Genomic DNA, 15,295 nt, shown 5'->3' with positions numbered 1-15,295 from the left:
AAATTACTCATTAATGTGCTTTTGCGTGTGCGGTATAAACCACTAAAAATATTCCCAATAATGACAATACAACCGCCAAAGTGACAATCGCACTCCAGCCACCGTGTAACCAGAACCAACCGCCCGCCGAGCCGACAATACTTGAACCCATATAGTAAAACAGTAAGTACAGCGAACTGGCATGGGCTTTAGCTTGTTTACTTTCAGCACCTACAGAACTACTCGTAAGCGAGTGGGTAATAAAGAAGCCTGTGGTAATAAAGGCAATCCCAATGATAATGCCAAAAAGCGAACTGAGCAGGGTCATGAGGCTACCCACAATCATGAGCGCAAATCCACTCATCATCATGGTTTTCTTGCCGAAGCGATCGGCTAAGCTACCTGCCAACGATGAAGACACCATCCCAAAGCTATATGACAAGAAAATAAGGCTAATTTGTGTTTGGCTCAGTGAATAAGGTGCGCCGCTTAAGCGGAAGGTCGCATAGTTAAACAAGGTGACAAAAACACTGGTGAGCAAGAAACCAATGGCAAACAGGCATAATAATTTAGTATTGCTTAAATGAGCACGCCACATTTGCATGTGAAAGCCTAAATTCAGCCCTTTTTTCTGCACAAAATTACGCGAAGCAGGCAGTAAGTTTAAAAAGGCAATTGAGCAAATAAAACAGATTGCGCCAAGTAAACCTAAAGCTGTGCGCCATGAAAAATATTCAACCAAAATACCCATACCGACACGGCCCATCATGCCACCAAAGGCCGTACCTGCAATATATAGACCCATGGTTTTACCGAGGTGCTCAGGTGCAATTTCTTCGGCAATCCAAGCCATCGTTACTGCGGGTACACCACCGAGTAATAAACCTTCTAACGCACGTGCCATCAGCAAACTATGCCAGTTCGGTGTAAACATCGAGACAATATTTAAAATTGCTGCACACAGCATGGACGTAAAGATTACGCCGCGACGGCCAATCGCTTGTGAAAAGGCACTCGATAGCACAATCGAAATTGCTAAAAAGGCAGTCGTTAATGACAGTGCTAAAGAGCTACTCGCAGGACTAATCTGGAAGCTTTGGCTAAATGCAGGTAACAGTGGCTGTACACAATAAATGAGAGAGAAGCTGGCAAAACCTACGAGGAATAAAGCAAATCCTGCATGTTTATAAGCTTTAGTCCCTTTGTGAATCCACTCACGGGAAAGAACAGACGTTGCCTCAGTGTTTAAGGTACTGGGTGTAGATGAAGAGTTCATATCATGACCATGACAGAAAAAAGAGCAGTGCCTAAAGGCATGCTGCATCGAGAAAATTCGATAAATTAAAATTAGCAATTTAGAAGGTATTTTTCTAATATATTTAATAATGGGACACGATATGTTTTATATATAACAATGGAACTCAGGCATATACGCTACTTTTTAGCGGTAGCAGAAGAAAAAAACTTTACCAAAGCTGCGCAGCGCTTAAACATGAGTCAGCCACCTTTAAGTATGCAAATACGCGACTTAGAAGAAGAATTAGGTGCAGATTTATTTATTCGGTCACCACATGGAGTGGAGCTGACCGAAGCTGGGCTTGCCTTTTTAAATGCAATTCAGCCAGTACAGCAGCGTGTAGAAGATGCAGCAAACCTTGTTAAACAGGTAGCAAATGGCGAGGTTGGCCAATTGCGATTAGGCTTTACAGGGACTTCAATGTTGAATCCTTTAATTCCTAAATGCGTTCGCTATTTCCAGCAGCAATACCCGAAAGTAAATTTAAAGCTTGAAGAAGCCAATACCTTACTGCTCATCGATTTATTGCTTGAAGACCGTTTAGATGTCGCAATTATTCGCTCACCACGCAATATTCCAGATAGCCTCATTTTGCAAGAATTATTAGCAGAGCCACTCATTGCGGCTTTACCTTACGAGTCTTTGAGTCTAGATGATTCAACACAAGAAATTGATTTAACCACACTGCGAGAGCTTGACTTTATTGTCTCGCCACCGTCAGTAAGTGCAGGGCTTTTTGATGCGATAAAACAAGCCTGTCATGAGCGCGGCTTTGAACCTAAAATTGGACAAAATGCCCCGCAAATTGTGTCAATTTTATCGTTGGTGTCTGCAAACTTAGGGGTGTCTTTGGTTCCCGAGTCGACCAAACAATTGCAAATACAGGGTGTGGCTTATCGCTCTTTGAAAGCACCCATACCTACGGTAGGTTTAGGGCTTGCCTATAAAAAACATGCCCCTTCACAAATGGCGATTAACTTTGCCAGTGTGGTGCAAGTAGCTTGTCACCACGCCAACGAAATTGATGAAATTGGCTAGTTTGATTTCGGCGCTTTATTCATTAAAAAGATGCCTGAAATAATAAAGATTGCGCCATATAAAAACGATAAAGTCGGCTGTTCATGAATGAAAACCCAAGCCATGAGCGCTGCAAAAATAGGTTCAGAAAGTTCGGTCACTTGCACCTTTGCGGCACTCATATAAGACAACGCTTTAGTGGTACAAAAAAAGCCGAGTATGGTTGGCAGAACCGCTAAACCAATCAAACCTAAAATGATGTCGGTACTAAAATTAATGCTATGCAAGTTGATTAAAAACGGAACTGCAAGATAAACACTACCAAATAGCAATAAATACTTGGTAAGAAACAGCCCGCCATTTAGCCTAAATTTTTTAATTAATACTGAAAATAAGCCATAACCCGTACCAGCAATAGAAGCATTAATCAGCATTAAAAGGCTATTTTCAACTTTCCACGAAATAATGCTAATCCCAACAACTGCCAATAATGTTCCAATAAGCGAATGAATATAGATGCTTTCTTTTAAAATAAACCGACCAAAAAATAGGGCAGAGATGGCAGCTGAAGCCATGAGTACCACCACGACATTGGCCGCAGCGCCGTGGTTATAGGCAATGGTTTCAAAAAAGAATAAAGAGAAAATCCCTAAAAAAGCGCATATAGCAATTTGAGTAAAAACGCTGAGCTTACTTGGAGTGCTGCTAATGTACGCAATCTTTTGGCTGACAGGTACTTTAAATAAAAAAACACTTAAAAAGAAAAAGGCAATAATGGTTTTTAAAAAGGCAATGTCTTGTGGGTTTAAACCACTGTGCATGAGTAATTTACTAATTACACCAATCGATGCATTTAAAGCCGCTGCACACAGTGCAAATAGGGTTCCAATAATTAAATTATTCACTCTTATAATTCTTCCTAAATTTTACGCATGCAGTCTACATGATTTTTTGGATGAATATTCAATTAAAATAACCAGTTAAGGTTGAATATTTACAGTAGTTTATTCTGTGTGAATTTAACTATTTTTATAAAAAACTAAACACTTCTCATAGACTTTTGTTTCAAATAATTGTGATTTATAGCGCTAACTCATATTATATAATTAGTTAATTATTAAAGAATTTTAAAAATGATTAAATCGATTATTACAGGTTGCACGGTTCTTACACTTTCGGCTTTAGCAGTCACGCATGCAGAATTTTCTTATGAACAAGAATTACAACAAGGCTGTAATAAAGTGAAGCAATACGCAAGTTTAGGTAAGAAAAACTACGACCAAAAACAATATAAAAAAGCGCTCGAAAACTTTCATAACCAAGCCTCTTGGACTGCTTTTTGTAAAGCCAATGAAGATGAAACTACAGTTAAATTTACCGACCGTGATATTGAAGTTGCCAATAATAATGTAGGCTTGGCCTATGCCAAATTAGGACAGCCACTTTGGGCAAGAGCATGGTTTATGCTCGATGAAAAATCTAAGTCGAGCCAGTTTAATCTTAAGCAACTACCTACACCTAAAGCCTCAAATGATTTGTCGGGGGAGTACGTCCGTTACTCAGGTTTTGGTGAGTGGGATCACATCACGGTAAGTCGTAAACAGGGCCAATATGCCATTGGCTATTCGGGTGTTTATATGGGCATAAGAAGTTTAATTTATGGCCCAAATATGGGTGAGTTTGACACCAAAATGCCGACTAATGCCAAACAAACTATTTATAAAGATCAAGACTGCCGCATTCAACTCGACTTTAAAACCAACGCGAAATTAGGAAATTATATTCAGGTCAAACAAAGCGAAGGTGAGTCGGGTTGTGGCTTTGGACATAACGTTTATGCCGATGGAACGTATTTAAAAGTTGAGTCGGGAAAATAATCTTAAAAATTATAGGAACTAAATAATGAAAAATATATTTGCACGTTTACTACTTCTTTCGACGGTTATTTTGTCTGCTCAGGTTTATGCAGATGTAGCAAATATAACATGTAAAGAAGTGAAATTCCAAAAGGCCGATGAAGCGTGGAGAGGGCACTATTATTTACATGGTGTGATGGAAGTCGGTTCGGAACTTTTACTTCAGCCAGATGGCAAGTTTAAATGGATGCTCGCTGTGGGCGCGTTAGACCAATATGCCGAAGGCACATGGTGGAAAAACGGTGACTGTATTGGTTTAAAACCCGAAGCCAAATTTAAAAATGATTTAAGTATTTTCCCTGAGAGCCTAACGATTTCGGATAAATCCTTAGATGCAGTCTGGCAGGGTGGACGCCAACAAGGCACATATAGCAAAGACTAAACTAAAAAAGTCCGACACTGAGTCGGACTTTTTTTATGGCTTATATATTAGTGGTTCACTGCAGCAAGTTGCTGAGCGTTATAGCGTGCACCCATATTTGGGTATCTCGCGATAATCGCTTCAATTTCTGCTAAATCTGCCGCTGTTAAATGAAGGTCTACAGCACCCGCATTTTCTACAAGTCGCTCGATTTTACGTGTACCCGGAATTGGAATAATGTCGTCACCTTGCGCCAAAATCCAAGCCAAAGCCAGTTGAGCCGCTGTCGCATTTTTGCTTTGGGCAAACTCGCTAAATGCTTGCGCCAAGCTTTGGTTGTTTTTCCAGTTATCGCCTTGGTAGCGTGGTAACTGGCGACGGAAATCGTTTTCGTCTAGGCTGCCCACATCAAGCGTATTGGTGATTAAACCACGCGAAAGTGGTGAATACGGCACAAGGCTAATACCTAACTCGCGAATGGTCTGTAAATGGGTTTGCTCAAACTCACGAGTAAGCAATGAATATTCATGTTGAACCGCTGCAATCGGATGAATCGCATGCGCTTTACGAATAGTTTCAGCCGACGCTTCACTGAGTCCTAGGTAACGAACTTTACCTTGTTTGACCAAGTCAGCCATTGCGCCAATGGTGTCTTCAACCGGAACATTCGGGTCTATGCGGTGCGCATAATACAAATCAATTACGTCTGTATTTAAGCGTCTTAAACTGTTTTCGACCGCGACTTTAATCCACTCAGGCGAGCCGTCGATATAAGACTCTAAAGAGTTTTGTGGGTTAAGGTTGTCTTCTTTATAACGAAAGCCAAATTTGGTTGCCAAAAATACTTTGTCGCGGTGTTTTTCTAAAACTTTTGAGAGCAAAACTTCATTTGCGCCGTTGCCGTACATGTCGGCGGTGTCCCAAAAGTTAATGCCGAGGTCTAATGCTTTTTCTAGAGTGGCAATGCTTTGTGTGTCGTCTGAGGCACCATAGGCAAAGCTCATTCCCATGCAACCTAAACCAAGTGCTGATACTTTTTCGCCTGTTTGTCCTAAAGTTCTATATTTCATTTTTCACACTCTTTTTGCAAAATCACTTGAGTAGAAAAACTATAAAATGCTTTGGCTCAAACTGACGTATAACATTCAAACCAATAATTATAAAATTCAAACAATCTGTTTTTAGGCCACACAGTCTTCGCGGAATTTTTTAGGCGAAAATCCGGTATTTTTCTTAAAGAAGTTGGTGAAATACGCTGAATATTCAAAGCCTAAGCTATAGGCAATTTCGGAAATATTCCAACTGGTGTGTTGTAGCAGTGCTTTGGCTTCTTGCGTAATGCGCGAGCTAATATGCTCAGAGGTGGTTTTACCTGTGGCTTCTTTTACAGCTCGGTTTAAATGGTTCACATGCACAGACAAGCCATAGGCATAGTCATTTGCAGTTTTGAGTTTAAGCTGAAAATGTGGCGAGTCGATTGGGAACTGGCGCTCTAATAACTCAAAGAATAAGTGGCAAATGCGAACCGCAGCATTGCTATGTTTTTCAAACTGTTGGGTCGGTTGCATTTTCATGGCTTCATGCACAATCAGGTGCAAATAATTTCTTAAAACGTTGTATTTATGAATATAGTCTGAATTTATTTCATTCATCATCTTTTTGAAAATAAATGAAATTTCCTCAACCTGCTGGTCATTTAAAAAATACAGCGGGTCGCCGTCGACTTTAAACAGTGGTGAGTCTTTTAAAAAGCTTTGTCTTGATTCTTGGTTTACAAACTCTTCGGTAAATAGACAAAACCAGCCTGCCTGCTCAGGCGAATTAATTTCCCATGCATAAGGCACCATTGGGTTTGAAAACAGTAAAGCAGGGCGGTCGACTCGTATCCAGCGGTTGGCGTAGTGTAGTTCGCCTGTGCCTAAAACCAGTGAAATTTTATAATAATCGCGGCGGCTATACGGCGTGAGAAACGAGCAGGCATCGCGTTGGAACACATTAAAATGTCCAAACGAAGTTGATGGAACCGAGTAGCCGCTATCTTTGGTTAAAGAAAAGCGGCGATAAAAATCATGTATGGTTTCCATGTGTTTGCCTGCGTGCGTTATTAATTTATTTAAAGTTATAAAATTCAAACTTTATTTACTGTAGCTTTTATTTATAGTGCGATCAATCTGTTCATTTAAACAGGTTTGAAAATGAACGATAAATTAACAATGAAGTGACCAGAAAAACTAAACTTTAAGAAAATATATTCTTAAAGCACTATGCCAATGAAAAATAAAAAATAATCTTTATAAATGAATAGCCAATATCACATTGACACTCCAAAACACGCGGATTATCCTTTGCCTGCTGGCCACATTGCCAGTGGGTTTTAGCAGACCCTGTTTTAAAACAAAGCCGATATGCAAAACTTAGTTTTGTATGTCGTGAACTCGTTCGCCCCCTTTTTCTCTACGGTAGGGCGGAAGGGGGACACCTTCGGGTGTGCTGGTTTCTTTGTTTTCCAGTCTGCTAACCCTCTTTCGTCCTGCCACCATCATTTAGCAGTGATTGGTAGGATTTCTTTTTAAAAAAACAAGGAGTCCGCCGTTATGCGTACTATATCATCTCTCTCATTGGCAACCTTCGCCAAAATCTTTACATCTACATCCCACTGGTCTCTAAAACGGTTTAACCGACTCTAGGTTTTAAGCCATAGGTCATTACGACTAAAAAATCATAGCAACAATAAAACCCGAGATAGGCGAGCACACCATTTATGTGCGGCTTCTGCATGCCTGTTTTTTAGCGCTCAATTTAAGAGTGACGGCATTTCTATCTCTTTTATTTACAACAAAAAATTATTTTAAGCGATATACATGAAAAATTTAGAAGCTTCATTTAGAGCATTGCGAGTGCTCCACACGGCAAAAGATTTATTTAACCAATATGGGTTTCACAAAGTCGGGGTAGACCGAATTATTGCCGAATCCCAAATCAACAAAGGCACCTTTTACAACTACTTTCGCTCCAAAGAACGACTCATTCAGATGAGTTTAACTTTTCAAATAGATGCTTTAAAAGAAGAGGTATTTTCCACGATCTATTCGTACAGCGAACTGATGGTATTCGATAAACTCAAGAAAATTTTCTTTTTACATGCTGACTCAGAAGGGTTTTATCGTTTGCCCTTTAAAGCAATTTTTGAAATAGAAAAGCATTATCCGTCGGCTTATAAAGTGGTGGTTGATTATCGAAATTGGCTTATTCAGGAAATTCATAAACTACTTTTAACTGTAAAACCTACCGCTACAGTTGAAGATGCGCATATGTTTTTATTTGTGGTCGATGGCGCGATGGTGCAGCTTTTAGGATCAAATCAAACCGATGAAAGGGAATATTTGATTGATTATTTTCTAAGTCGGGTTTGAGGGGGGAGGCCCGACGGGAGTTGGGCCTATTTTTAAAGATTATTTATTTTATTGTTTAGTATACCAGAGTCATTATTTAAATATTCTCCAAAAAAATATTCATCTTTGGTTTGAAAAAAGAAGTTAAATTCTTTGCTCATCATAGAGTCATGTTGAGCCTGTTTACGAAAAATAGGAGATATTTGGTTTAAATAATAATAAATACAGTCAGCCATATTATTAAATACTTTTAATGGTTTTAAGCTGGAATATAGTTCTGTTAATGCATTAATGATAGGATGAATATTAGGATTAAATGTCCATAGTAAAATTTCATTTTTCTCGCATCTAATTACTTCATATTCTTCTAGTTTATTAGGTTGAATTGAGTAAATTTGTGCTCCATTTTTTCTATAAGTTGAATATAGTAATTTTGTGATTTCTAACTGTGAGTGTGTGATTTCTTGTTCACGTCTTAGTTTGGATGCTTTCAATAGGTCTGGCAGTTCATCAATACTATTTTTATTAACTTTATTGAAAGAATATATAACATTTTGGATAAGGTTTAATTCACCAGTTCCTGTAATAATACCATTTTCCCATGGGAAAAGCTTTTGAATACCATCTTGATATAAATATGAGCCATTATTCTGATGCGGTATAGTACTGCGAGTATCTGCTGCAATCACAATACTATCCTCAAGTTGAATAGCAAGAATAAAGGTCATAATATTAAGCGTTTTAAGTTAATCTTCATGGAATCTATTTTAGGAAGACAAATAAAATTTTACCAGATAAGGTTTTGTATATGGCTGGCGGTTCTCAGATTATTATTAATAAAAATGGTATTACATTAATTACTCCAGCAAAGTTTGAAGTAAAAGCTGGGCAACATCTATTTAAAGGTGGGGCTGAAGTCGGAGTAAATATTCAAGGATTACCCGCTTATGAGGCTTATAACGAGAAGTTTCAAATGCTATTACCCTCTGGCGAGCCTATGAAAAAAGTAGACTATAAAATTTCTACTGATGAGCACGAGTATATCTCTCAAGCAGATGACAAAGGGAGGTCTAAGCGTATTCATTCTTCTAAGCAAGAAAATTTGAAGTTAGATTTAAATTGGATAAGTTTCGAGGCTGATTCTGCTGATAATGATGGTGATGCTAAATGAGTGGAAGTCTTGATTGGGACAGTAATACCAATACTACGGAAAATAGCTGTAAAACCGTTAAATGTGATTGTTTAACGTAAGCATCCGCTGAACGCCATCGCCAAGTTTTAACGGGGTTCAGGTTTCCAGCGGTGAGGTAGTAATTCTTCTATTTGAGGCACTTTATGTGTTGGCAACCTTTTCAGCACATCACTTAAATAGGCATACGGATCCAAGCCATTCAGCTTTGCTGACTGGATTAAAGTCATGATATTGGCAGCTCGTTGACCACTGCGCAGCGAACCTGCAAATAGCCAGTTCTTACGCCCCAAGGCCCAGGGACGCATTTGGTTCTCTATCCAATTATTGTCAATGGGTAGATTGCCATCATCCAGATAGCGGCTTAAAGCAGTCCAACGTTTTAGGCTGTAATTGATCGCCCGGGCGGTTGGAGAACTCGATGGCACCGTCAGTTGATGTTGGTTGAGCCATTCATATAGTTGTTGCATGACCGGTTGACTATGCTGTTGTCGGTATTCGCAGCGGTCTTCCGCTGTACCATCCGTCTTTTTTCTTAATTCTGCTTCTATCGCATATAATTTCTGAATCAGCACTAATGCCTGTTCAGCGACCTGACTTTTCTTGGTCACATGTAGTTCATGGAATTTACGACGTGCATGTGCCATGCAGCCCACCTCAATGACCTGACCTGATCTAAAGCGTGCTTTATAACCACTGTAATCATCACAGACCAAATGACCCTGCCAGCCTTTCAGGAAGTCTTCAGCATGCTGGCCAGAACGGCTATCTTGAAAGTCATAGATCACTGCCTGAACTGGATTGTACTGTGTGCTGGCATAGGCCCAGACATAACCTTTTTTGGGCTTTTTCTCATTTTCACCCATCTGCATGACCGTCACCGGTGTTTCATCTGCATGGATCACCTGCTGTTGCAGTACCACCTGTTTTAAGGCATTGGCCAGAGGTTCCAGTTCCACCCCACAGCGGCCAATCCAGTCAGATAACGTTGATCTAGACAGATCAACACCTGCGCGTAGAAAGATTTGACGTTGACGGTACAAAGGCAAATGATCGGCATACTTTGACACCAGCACATGGCTAAGCAATTCAGGTGAAGCAATGCCTTTATCAATCACATAGGCTGGCATCGCTTGCTGAGTCAGAGTGTCACACTGATCACAGACCCATTTACCACGCACATGCTGTTCCTTATAGAACTGTGCCGGTCTGAAATTCAGTTTTTCACTGACATCTTCACCGATACGACGCAAGGTACAGCCACAACTGCATTGTGTTGATTCAGGTTCATGCTCAATACGGAGGGTGTGTAGATGATCTGGCAACAGCCGACGTTTAGGTTTGTTGACTGGGGCTTTCTGTGCAGCTGCATTGGTTTTATCTGCATTCAGTCGTTCCAGTTCCAGATCAACCGCTGCAATATCTTCTTCAACCGCTTCATCCCAGAGATGGATTTGTTTTGCGGTTAGATGTTCATTTTTACTGCCGAATTTATGCTGTTTAAATAGTGCAAGCTCATGCTCGTATTTTTGATTGAGAATAGAAAGATGTTGAACTTTAGAATCTAATTGCTGATTGGTGACTTCAAGATGTTGAACTCTGGCATCTAATTGCTGATTTGATTGTTCCAGTTGTTGTTTAGATTGTGCCAGAGACTGATGCTGCATCGCCAACTGTCTGGTAAATTCCAGCAGTTGTTCATGGGTCAGTTGGCTTAAATCAGGCAGCGTATTCATGACCGCAGTATGCCTGAGGTCATGATGCAGAGGAAATAGAACGTTTGGAGAATAGCAGAATGGATGAGCCTGGTTTAGAGCATTGTTACCACTTGCTGCAGTCCGATTCTTTGCCAGGGCAAACCCTGGATCAGTGCCTGTAACTGCTCCGGGCTGATCGCCATACTTTCACCCTGGTGAACTTTAGCCCAGTGGAATTTCCCCTGTTCCAGCCGCCGGGCACACAGCCAGATACCCAGTCCATCATGCACCAGCACTTTCATACGATGGCCACGCTTATTACAGAACAGGTAAGCGCAATGCGGTTTGATGTAGCCAAAGGCTCTCAGCACCTGAGCCATGGCTGTATCCATCCCTGCACGCATGTCCATCGGCTGGGTAGACAACCAGATCTCATCAATACGAATCATTGAGTCAAACCCTGGATCAGCAACAGTAATTCAGTTACTGACTCCACCGGCCAGTCGATCTCGATCATCTGATCCCTTGCGGAACTTGGTGCCTCATGTAATGGAATCCTGATATGAGCGACAGCTTTCTTCTCTGGCACAGGTGGTAGAGGTGCTTCTTGTTTGACTGGAGTCGGGTGAAGAATGACCGGAAGAAAGTCAGTCTGTGGAATGGATGGGGTTTTTAATGCAGGGGGCATTGATCTGGACTGACGAATCCATTTATGTAGCAGATTGGCATTGATCTGATGTTGCATTGCTACCTTGGCCACTGATGTATCTGGCTGCTGGCATTGCTGAATAAGTTGATGTTTAAATTCAGCTGTGAAGGTTCGACGGGGCTTTTTTAGCGTTGGTGCACTGTCTATAACTGTCTTTAAATCCATAAATAGGTGTCCACTTAAATTTAAGTGGACACTATCGCGGTATTAATGAGTTAGAAAAAGTGGGGTTCAGCGGACGCTTACTGTTTAACTTTTTGGGAAATTTATCAACAAGAAGCTATAAAAAGAGTTTCTAATCTTAAAAGTGCGAATCATTACAAGCTTGAACCTGGTTATGAGGCTAGAGCAAGGCGTATTGCTTCTGTCTATGCCCGAATTTATTTAGAACAAGAAATTTCAGGAACTAAATTATTTAGAGGTCGTTACTATTGGATGGGGCTTGGGGCATTTGCCTCTAAAACCGTAGCTGCTATTTTTAAACATGGGTTGACCGCATGGGGATATAAGTGGGCACCTGTAATTTCTGGTGCTGTAGGCGGTGTTTTAACAGCCCCTGTTATTAGTTCTATGATTCGAGATCCTGTACATTCTTTTGCTAAGGGCAATTTATGGTTATTTATGGATATTGCACCATGGCATTATGCATGGAGTGCTTCATCAGCCTCCTTTAAAAGTTGTATGAAAGCCCGAAATGTATCTGGTTTTAAACATATTAAAAAAGAAGTTGAGAATTTGCCTTGGTCCAACTCCTTATCCGCTATTAAACAATTAGAATGGACTGATCAGATAGAAGAAGGCTTTGGGTATTTACCTGATATTGAAAATACTTTTAAGCGAGCAGGGAAGACTCGAAACGATAATTTTAAAACGGCTTCAAAGAATCTTTTTGACCATCTGATGGCGATTGCAGTTCAGGAACAATATAATATTTTGCAAGAACTAGTGTGGAAGGAATGGAAAGTCCAGAAACAAGCTTCTTTGCAACGAATTACAGGTTTACCGGATAGTACTCTTATTTTAACTAGTGATTATGGAGTTGATGCAGTTAAACCTAATAAACAAGGACAGTATAAAGGTCGTCATGCAGGTGTTCTATCTCAGCTACCTGAAACGGTTTATAGTGAACCGTTAGAGGGTACTCAGGTTGAAGTTTATGATAGTCGTATGAAATGGATTAAAGTTGCGGCTTCTAAGTATCATCGATTAATGCAAAGCGATAAAGGACGAGACTTCTTAGAAAAAGAATTAGGAGTTATTTCAGGATGGGGAGATAGCAAAGCAGAGTTTAAAGTAGGGAAAGATAGTAATGATGGCAAAATTTAAACAATATTTCCTAATCTTTATTTTTGGATTATTACTTTCCGCTTGTCAGCCAACATCAGAACATAATGAGAATTTGACTATGAATCAGCAGGCCTACACTTTGCATATGGGTGAAAAAGGTATTCAAGATTTTTCAAAGTATAATGATGATAATGTCGATAATCACCCAGCTGGCGTTAGCTTTAGAGAACTTCAATTTTCTCCTCCTAACTTAGGAAAATTAACTATAGATAATGGTCCTAACAGTTTGCTAATTGAGCATGTTTTTTCTGTATTAGGTACTCAATATGACAAAAATGAAGGGATTCAAGTTTTAGATATCGATGCGGGTCTCACAAAAGAAGAGTTTGCTACTTCAGAGCAGGCTTATCAAAGCTATGTGGCTTTAATGAAACGTATTAATAAGGCTGGTTGGAAAAACTATTTCTTCACAGATGCTCCGCGTATCGCTAAAGAAGATAATATTAAACATCTATCAAAAAGTCGTGATGTCATTGACCCGAGTTATATTTTTAGCTTTGAGGAGTGGAAAAATATAATAAACAACAGCCCAACAAAATCATTAGGTTATAGGTTGTACGCTAATGGAATTATTTTAGATATCAGTTTAAAAAGAACAGCTAAGAATGAGCGTAATGAAGAGCAATATATGCTTAGATTTAGCTTTCAGAGCGTTCGTTACAATGAAAGAGACTCAATTCCTGACTCTGATAAAATGACACCTAGTGAATTCGAGCAAGCATTTAAAAAGAGATTAAGTGAAAATAAAAAATATCGAGAAAAGGAAGAGAGAAAAGCCAAGGCTGAGGGCTATCATATCGATGAAGAATATACAGATCCTGATGTTTGGTCATATGTTAAGTAAATTTTTTTGAAGTAATAAAAAGGCTTAAACTATTTAAATTTAAGCCTTTTTCAAATAATTATAATTACTGCCCACTCAAAACCAACTCTTTAATCTTCACGGCTTTCTCAAAGTGATCTAGCTTATGCTCCATAATCCACCAATGTGCTGCTTCCATCAGTAGCTCAGGGTTATCATTCTTATTTTTAAAAAAAGCATAAAAAGATAGACCGACATTGTCTCCCTTCTTTTCAATTTTATCGTCGCATCCTTTAATAAAAATTTCTCTTAATTCATTTCTCATATTGAGTATCACTTCAATGATCCTAGCCAAAATAATGGACAGTACTTCCCTCTAAAGATAACGTAACGTTAACTTTGGAGATCCAAGAAATGGCCAAACGTTTTAGTGCTGAATTTAAACAGCAAGCAATTGATTATGCACTTTCAAACTCACACGAGCCTATAGCTGCAATCGCCCAGAAATTAGGTGTGGGTTATTCAACTTTAGACAAATGGATTCGTGAAACCAATCCAGTGGGTTCAAGCAAACGTCAACTTTCACCAGAACAACAGCGGATCTTGGAATTAGAGAAAGAAGTCAAACAGCTCAAGGAAGCCAATGACATCTTAAAAAAAGCGCATGTGTACTTTCTAACAGATCATGCCAAGAAAAGTACACGGTAATTCAAGATCTAGATATGAATGAAGTCACGGTATCTTCTGCCTGTAAATACCTAGGTGTCAGCACTTCAGGCTATTATGCCTGGCGAAAACGTCAGGCCAATACGGTAGAGAAATATAATGATTTAAAAGCCGTATATTGGCAGCATCATGCACGATTGGGTGCACCTTCATTGGTACATGACATGCATGATTTAGGTTACAGCATGAGTGAACGCACTGTTGGAAGAATGCTGAAAAATCTGGGTTTACGCAGCAGGATTGCGCGTAAATACAAGCATACGACTGATTCAAACCATCGTTTGCCTACAGCACCCAATCTGTTAGAGCGTCAATTTACAGTCATTCAGCCTAACAAGGTTTGGACAACGGATATTACCTATATCCGTACCAAGCAAGGTTGGCTGTATTTATGTGTGATGCTGGATCTATTTAGTCGTCGTATCGTGGGGTGGCAAACCAGCCATCGAATAGACCGCCAGTTGGTGTGTGATACGTTTAACTATGCAATGGCTCGTCAGGGGTATCCAACTGGTGTTATGGTTCATTCGGACCAAGGTTCACAGTACTGTAGTCGTGATTTTAGAGCGCTGTTACTGACAAATGATTGTACTCAGAGTATGTCTAGACGTGGAAACTGTTGGGATAATGCAGTGACTGAAAGCTTCTTTCATACATTGAAAGGTCATGTGGTCCATGGCAGTGTGTTTGCCACTCGAAAAGAAGCGAATGCTGTCTTGTTTGACTATATTGAGATTTATTACAATCGGGTCAGAAGACATTCTGCAAATGGCTGGTTAAGCCCTGAAGCCTTTGAGAAGAAATATTTTAAGAATTTAGAGGGATTTGTTGTCCACGATACTGTCTAGGATCACAAGTCTATA

The 15,295-nt window shown here is 39.8% G+C and carries 17 protein-coding genes; 8 read left to right on the top strand and 9 right to left on the bottom strand.

Features of this window, described 5'->3' with window-relative positions; genetic code table 11:
• Positions 1-10: 10 nt before the first annotated feature.
• Positions 11-1,255 (bottom strand): MFS transporter, encoded by a 1,245-nt coding sequence (locus HMPREF0014_RS20075; RefSeq protein ID WP_020992324.1) that lies wholly within the window; start codon positions 1,253-1,255, stop codon positions 11-13.
• 138 nt (positions 1,256-1,393) lie between these two features.
• Between HMPREF0014_RS20075 and HMPREF0014_RS20070 the strand changes: the two genes are divergently transcribed.
• On the top strand, positions 1,394-2,314 hold the full coding sequence (locus HMPREF0014_RS20070; RefSeq protein WP_006580862.1) for a LysR family transcriptional regulator: 921 nt from the start codon (positions 1,394-1,396) through the stop codon (positions 2,312-2,314).
• Here HMPREF0014_RS20070 and HMPREF0014_RS20065 read toward each other — a convergent pair.
• A complete protein-coding gene (locus HMPREF0014_RS20065) occupies positions 2,311-3,198 on the bottom strand; it encodes a DMT family transporter (RefSeq protein ID WP_006580863.1) in 888 nt (295 codons plus the stop codon). The genes HMPREF0014_RS20070 and HMPREF0014_RS20065 overlap by 4 nt on opposite strands.
• Positions 3,199-3,426: 228 nt before the next feature.
• On the opposite strand from HMPREF0014_RS20065, the gene HMPREF0014_RS20060 reads away from it, so the two are divergent.
• Positions 3,427-4,170, top strand: coding sequence for a hypothetical protein (locus HMPREF0014_RS20060; protein ID WP_006580864.1), 744 nt, complete (start codon positions 3,427-3,429; stop codon positions 4,168-4,170).
• A gap of 25 nt (positions 4,171-4,195) precedes the next feature.
• Positions 4,196-4,591, top strand: a complete 396-nt coding sequence (locus HMPREF0014_RS20055) for a hypothetical protein (protein ID WP_006580865.1) — start codon at positions 4,196-4,198, stop codon at positions 4,589-4,591.
• Positions 4,592-4,638: 47 nt separating this feature from the next.
• Here the strand turns inward: HMPREF0014_RS20055 and HMPREF0014_RS20050 are convergent, their stop codons facing one another.
• A complete protein-coding gene (locus tag HMPREF0014_RS20050; protein ID WP_006580866.1) occupies positions 4,639-5,640 on the bottom strand; it encodes an aldo/keto reductase in 1,002 nt (333 codons plus the stop codon).
• Positions 5,641-5,751: 111 nt separating this feature from the next.
• Complete coding sequence (locus HMPREF0014_RS20045) at positions 5,752-6,654, bottom strand: response regulator transcription factor (RefSeq protein ID WP_020992323.1); 903 nt, start codon at positions 6,652-6,654, stop codon at positions 5,752-5,754.
• 777 nt (positions 6,655-7,431) lie between these two features.
• Here HMPREF0014_RS20045 and HMPREF0014_RS20040 point away from each other — a divergent pair.
• Complete coding sequence (locus HMPREF0014_RS20040) at positions 7,432-7,983, top strand: TetR/AcrR family transcriptional regulator (protein ID WP_006580868.1); 552 nt, start codon at positions 7,432-7,434, stop codon at positions 7,981-7,983.
• A 32-nt stretch (positions 7,984-8,015) separates the two neighbouring features.
• Here HMPREF0014_RS20040 and HMPREF0014_RS20035 read toward each other — a convergent pair whose 3' ends face one another.
• Positions 8,016-8,690, bottom strand: coding sequence for a hypothetical protein (locus HMPREF0014_RS20035; RefSeq protein ID WP_006580869.1), 675 nt, complete (start codon positions 8,688-8,690; stop codon positions 8,016-8,018).
• 80 nt (positions 8,691-8,770) lie between these two features.
• On the opposite strand from HMPREF0014_RS20035, the gene HMPREF0014_RS20030 reads away from it, so the two are divergent.
• Positions 8,771-9,133 carry a hypothetical protein gene (locus tag HMPREF0014_RS20030; RefSeq protein ID WP_002052154.1) on the top strand — a complete coding sequence of 121 codons (363 nt, stop codon included), beginning with the start codon at positions 8,771-8,773 and terminating at the stop codon, positions 9,131-9,133.
• Positions 9,134-9,240: 107 nt separating this feature from the next.
• On the opposite strand, the gene HMPREF0014_RS20025 is transcribed toward HMPREF0014_RS20030, so the two are convergent.
• The 3 genes from HMPREF0014_RS20025 to HMPREF0014_RS20015 all read right to left on the bottom strand — a co-directional run bounded on the left by HMPREF0014_RS20025 (position 9,241) and on the right by HMPREF0014_RS20015 (position 11,722).
• A complete protein-coding gene (locus tag HMPREF0014_RS20025; RefSeq protein ID WP_001094416.1) occupies positions 9,241-10,887 on the bottom strand; it encodes an IS66-like element ISAba17 family transposase in 1,647 nt (548 codons plus the stop codon).
• A gap of 74 nt (positions 10,888-10,961) precedes the next feature.
• Positions 10,962-11,297, bottom strand: a complete 336-nt coding sequence (gene tnpB, locus HMPREF0014_RS20020; protein ID WP_000618090.1) for an IS66 family insertion sequence element accessory protein TnpB — start codon at positions 11,295-11,297, stop codon at positions 10,962-10,964.
• Positions 11,294-11,722, bottom strand: coding sequence for a transposase (locus HMPREF0014_RS20015; protein WP_000364662.1), 429 nt, complete (start codon positions 11,720-11,722; stop codon positions 11,294-11,296). Before HMPREF0014_RS20015 ends, tnpB begins: the two co-directional genes overlap by 4 nt.
• A 99-nt stretch (positions 11,723-11,821) precedes the next feature.
• On the opposite strand from HMPREF0014_RS20015, the gene HMPREF0014_RS20010 reads away from it, so the two are divergent.
• On the top strand, positions 11,822-12,883 hold the full coding sequence (locus HMPREF0014_RS20010; RefSeq protein ID WP_227501435.1) for a hypothetical protein: 1,062 nt from the start codon (positions 11,822-11,824) through the stop codon (positions 12,881-12,883).
• Entirely contained in the window at positions 12,867-13,748 is an 882-nt protein-coding gene (locus HMPREF0014_RS20005; protein WP_020992321.1) for a hypothetical protein, read from the top strand. The genes HMPREF0014_RS20010 and HMPREF0014_RS20005 overlap by 17 nt, the downstream gene beginning before the upstream one ends.
• A 64-nt stretch (positions 13,749-13,812) precedes the next feature.
• On the opposite strand, the gene HMPREF0014_RS20000 is transcribed toward HMPREF0014_RS20005, so the two are convergent.
• The gene (locus HMPREF0014_RS20000) at positions 13,813-14,031 is read right to left on the bottom strand and encodes a DUF6500 family protein (protein WP_031944346.1); all 219 of its coding nucleotides are present in this window, start codon (positions 14,029-14,031) and stop codon (positions 13,813-13,815) included.
• Positions 14,032-14,120: 89 nt separating this feature from the next.
• Here HMPREF0014_RS20000 and HMPREF0014_RS19990 point away from each other — a divergent pair.
• Positions 14,121-15,280 (top strand): IS3 family transposase gene (locus tag HMPREF0014_RS19990; RefSeq protein ID WP_085945698.1). Its coding sequence is split into 2 segments (ribosomal slippage): positions 14,121-14,355 and positions 14,355-15,280, totalling 1,161 coding nucleotides; the frame shifts between segments, so codons are not numbered across the junction.
• Positions 15,281-15,295: the final 15 nt, after the last annotated feature.

This window comes from Acinetobacter sp. RUH 2624, from assembly GCF_000162375.2.
GTDB classification, from domain to species: domain Bacteria; phylum Pseudomonadota; class Gammaproteobacteria; order Pseudomonadales; family Moraxellaceae; genus Acinetobacter; species Acinetobacter nosocomialis.
This window is presented reverse-complemented; position numbering and strand designations above follow the sequence as displayed.

What these genes read in the sequence shown, in the direction of transcription:
- HMPREF0014_RS20075 (WP_020992324.1), bottom strand. Translation starts at nt 1,255, where the DNA reads ATGAACTCTTCATCTACACCCAGTACCTTAAACACTGAGGCAACGTCT.
- HMPREF0014_RS20070 (WP_006580862.1), top strand. Translation starts at nt 1,394, where the DNA reads ATGGAACTCAGGCATATACGCTACTTTTTAGCGGTAGCAGAAGAAAAA.
- HMPREF0014_RS20060 (WP_006580864.1), top strand. Translation starts at nt 3,427, where the DNA reads ATGATTAAATCGATTATTACAGGTTGCACGGTTCTTACACTTTCGGCT.
- HMPREF0014_RS20055 (WP_006580865.1), top strand. Translation starts at nt 4,196, where the DNA reads ATGAAAAATATATTTGCACGTTTACTACTTCTTTCGACGGTTATTTTG.
- HMPREF0014_RS20050 (WP_006580866.1), bottom strand. Translation starts at nt 5,640, where the DNA reads ATGAAATATAGAACTTTAGGACAAACAGGCGAAAAAGTATCAGCACTT.
- HMPREF0014_RS20045 (WP_020992323.1), bottom strand. Translation starts at nt 6,654, where the DNA reads ATGGAAACCATACATGATTTTTATCGCCGCTTTTCTTTAACCAAAGAT.
- HMPREF0014_RS20040 (WP_006580868.1), top strand. Translation starts at nt 7,432, where the DNA reads ATGAAAAATTTAGAAGCTTCATTTAGAGCATTGCGAGTGCTCCACACG.
- HMPREF0014_RS20035 (WP_006580869.1), bottom strand. Translation starts at nt 8,690, where the DNA reads ATGACCTTTATTCTTGCTATTCAACTTGAGGATAGTATTGTGATTGCA.
- HMPREF0014_RS20030 (WP_002052154.1), top strand. Translation starts at nt 8,771, where the DNA reads ATGGCTGGCGGTTCTCAGATTATTATTAATAAAAATGGTATTACATTA.
- HMPREF0014_RS20025 (WP_001094416.1), bottom strand. Translation starts at nt 10,887, where the DNA reads ATGAATACGCTGCCTGATTTAAGCCAACTGACCCATGAACAACTGCTG.
- tnpB (WP_000618090.1), bottom strand. Translation starts at nt 11,297, where the DNA reads ATGATTCGTATTGATGAGATCTGGTTGTCTACCCAGCCGATGGACATG.
- HMPREF0014_RS20015 (WP_000364662.1), bottom strand. Translation starts at nt 11,722, where the DNA reads ATGGATTTAAAGACAGTTATAGACAGTGCACCAACGCTAAAAAAGCCC.
- HMPREF0014_RS20005 (WP_020992321.1), top strand. Translation starts at nt 12,867, where the DNA reads ATGATGGCAAAATTTAAACAATATTTCCTAATCTTTATTTTTGGATTA.
- HMPREF0014_RS20000 (WP_031944346.1), bottom strand. Translation starts at nt 14,031, where the DNA reads ATGAGAAATGAATTAAGAGAAATTTTTATTAAAGGATGCGACGATAAA.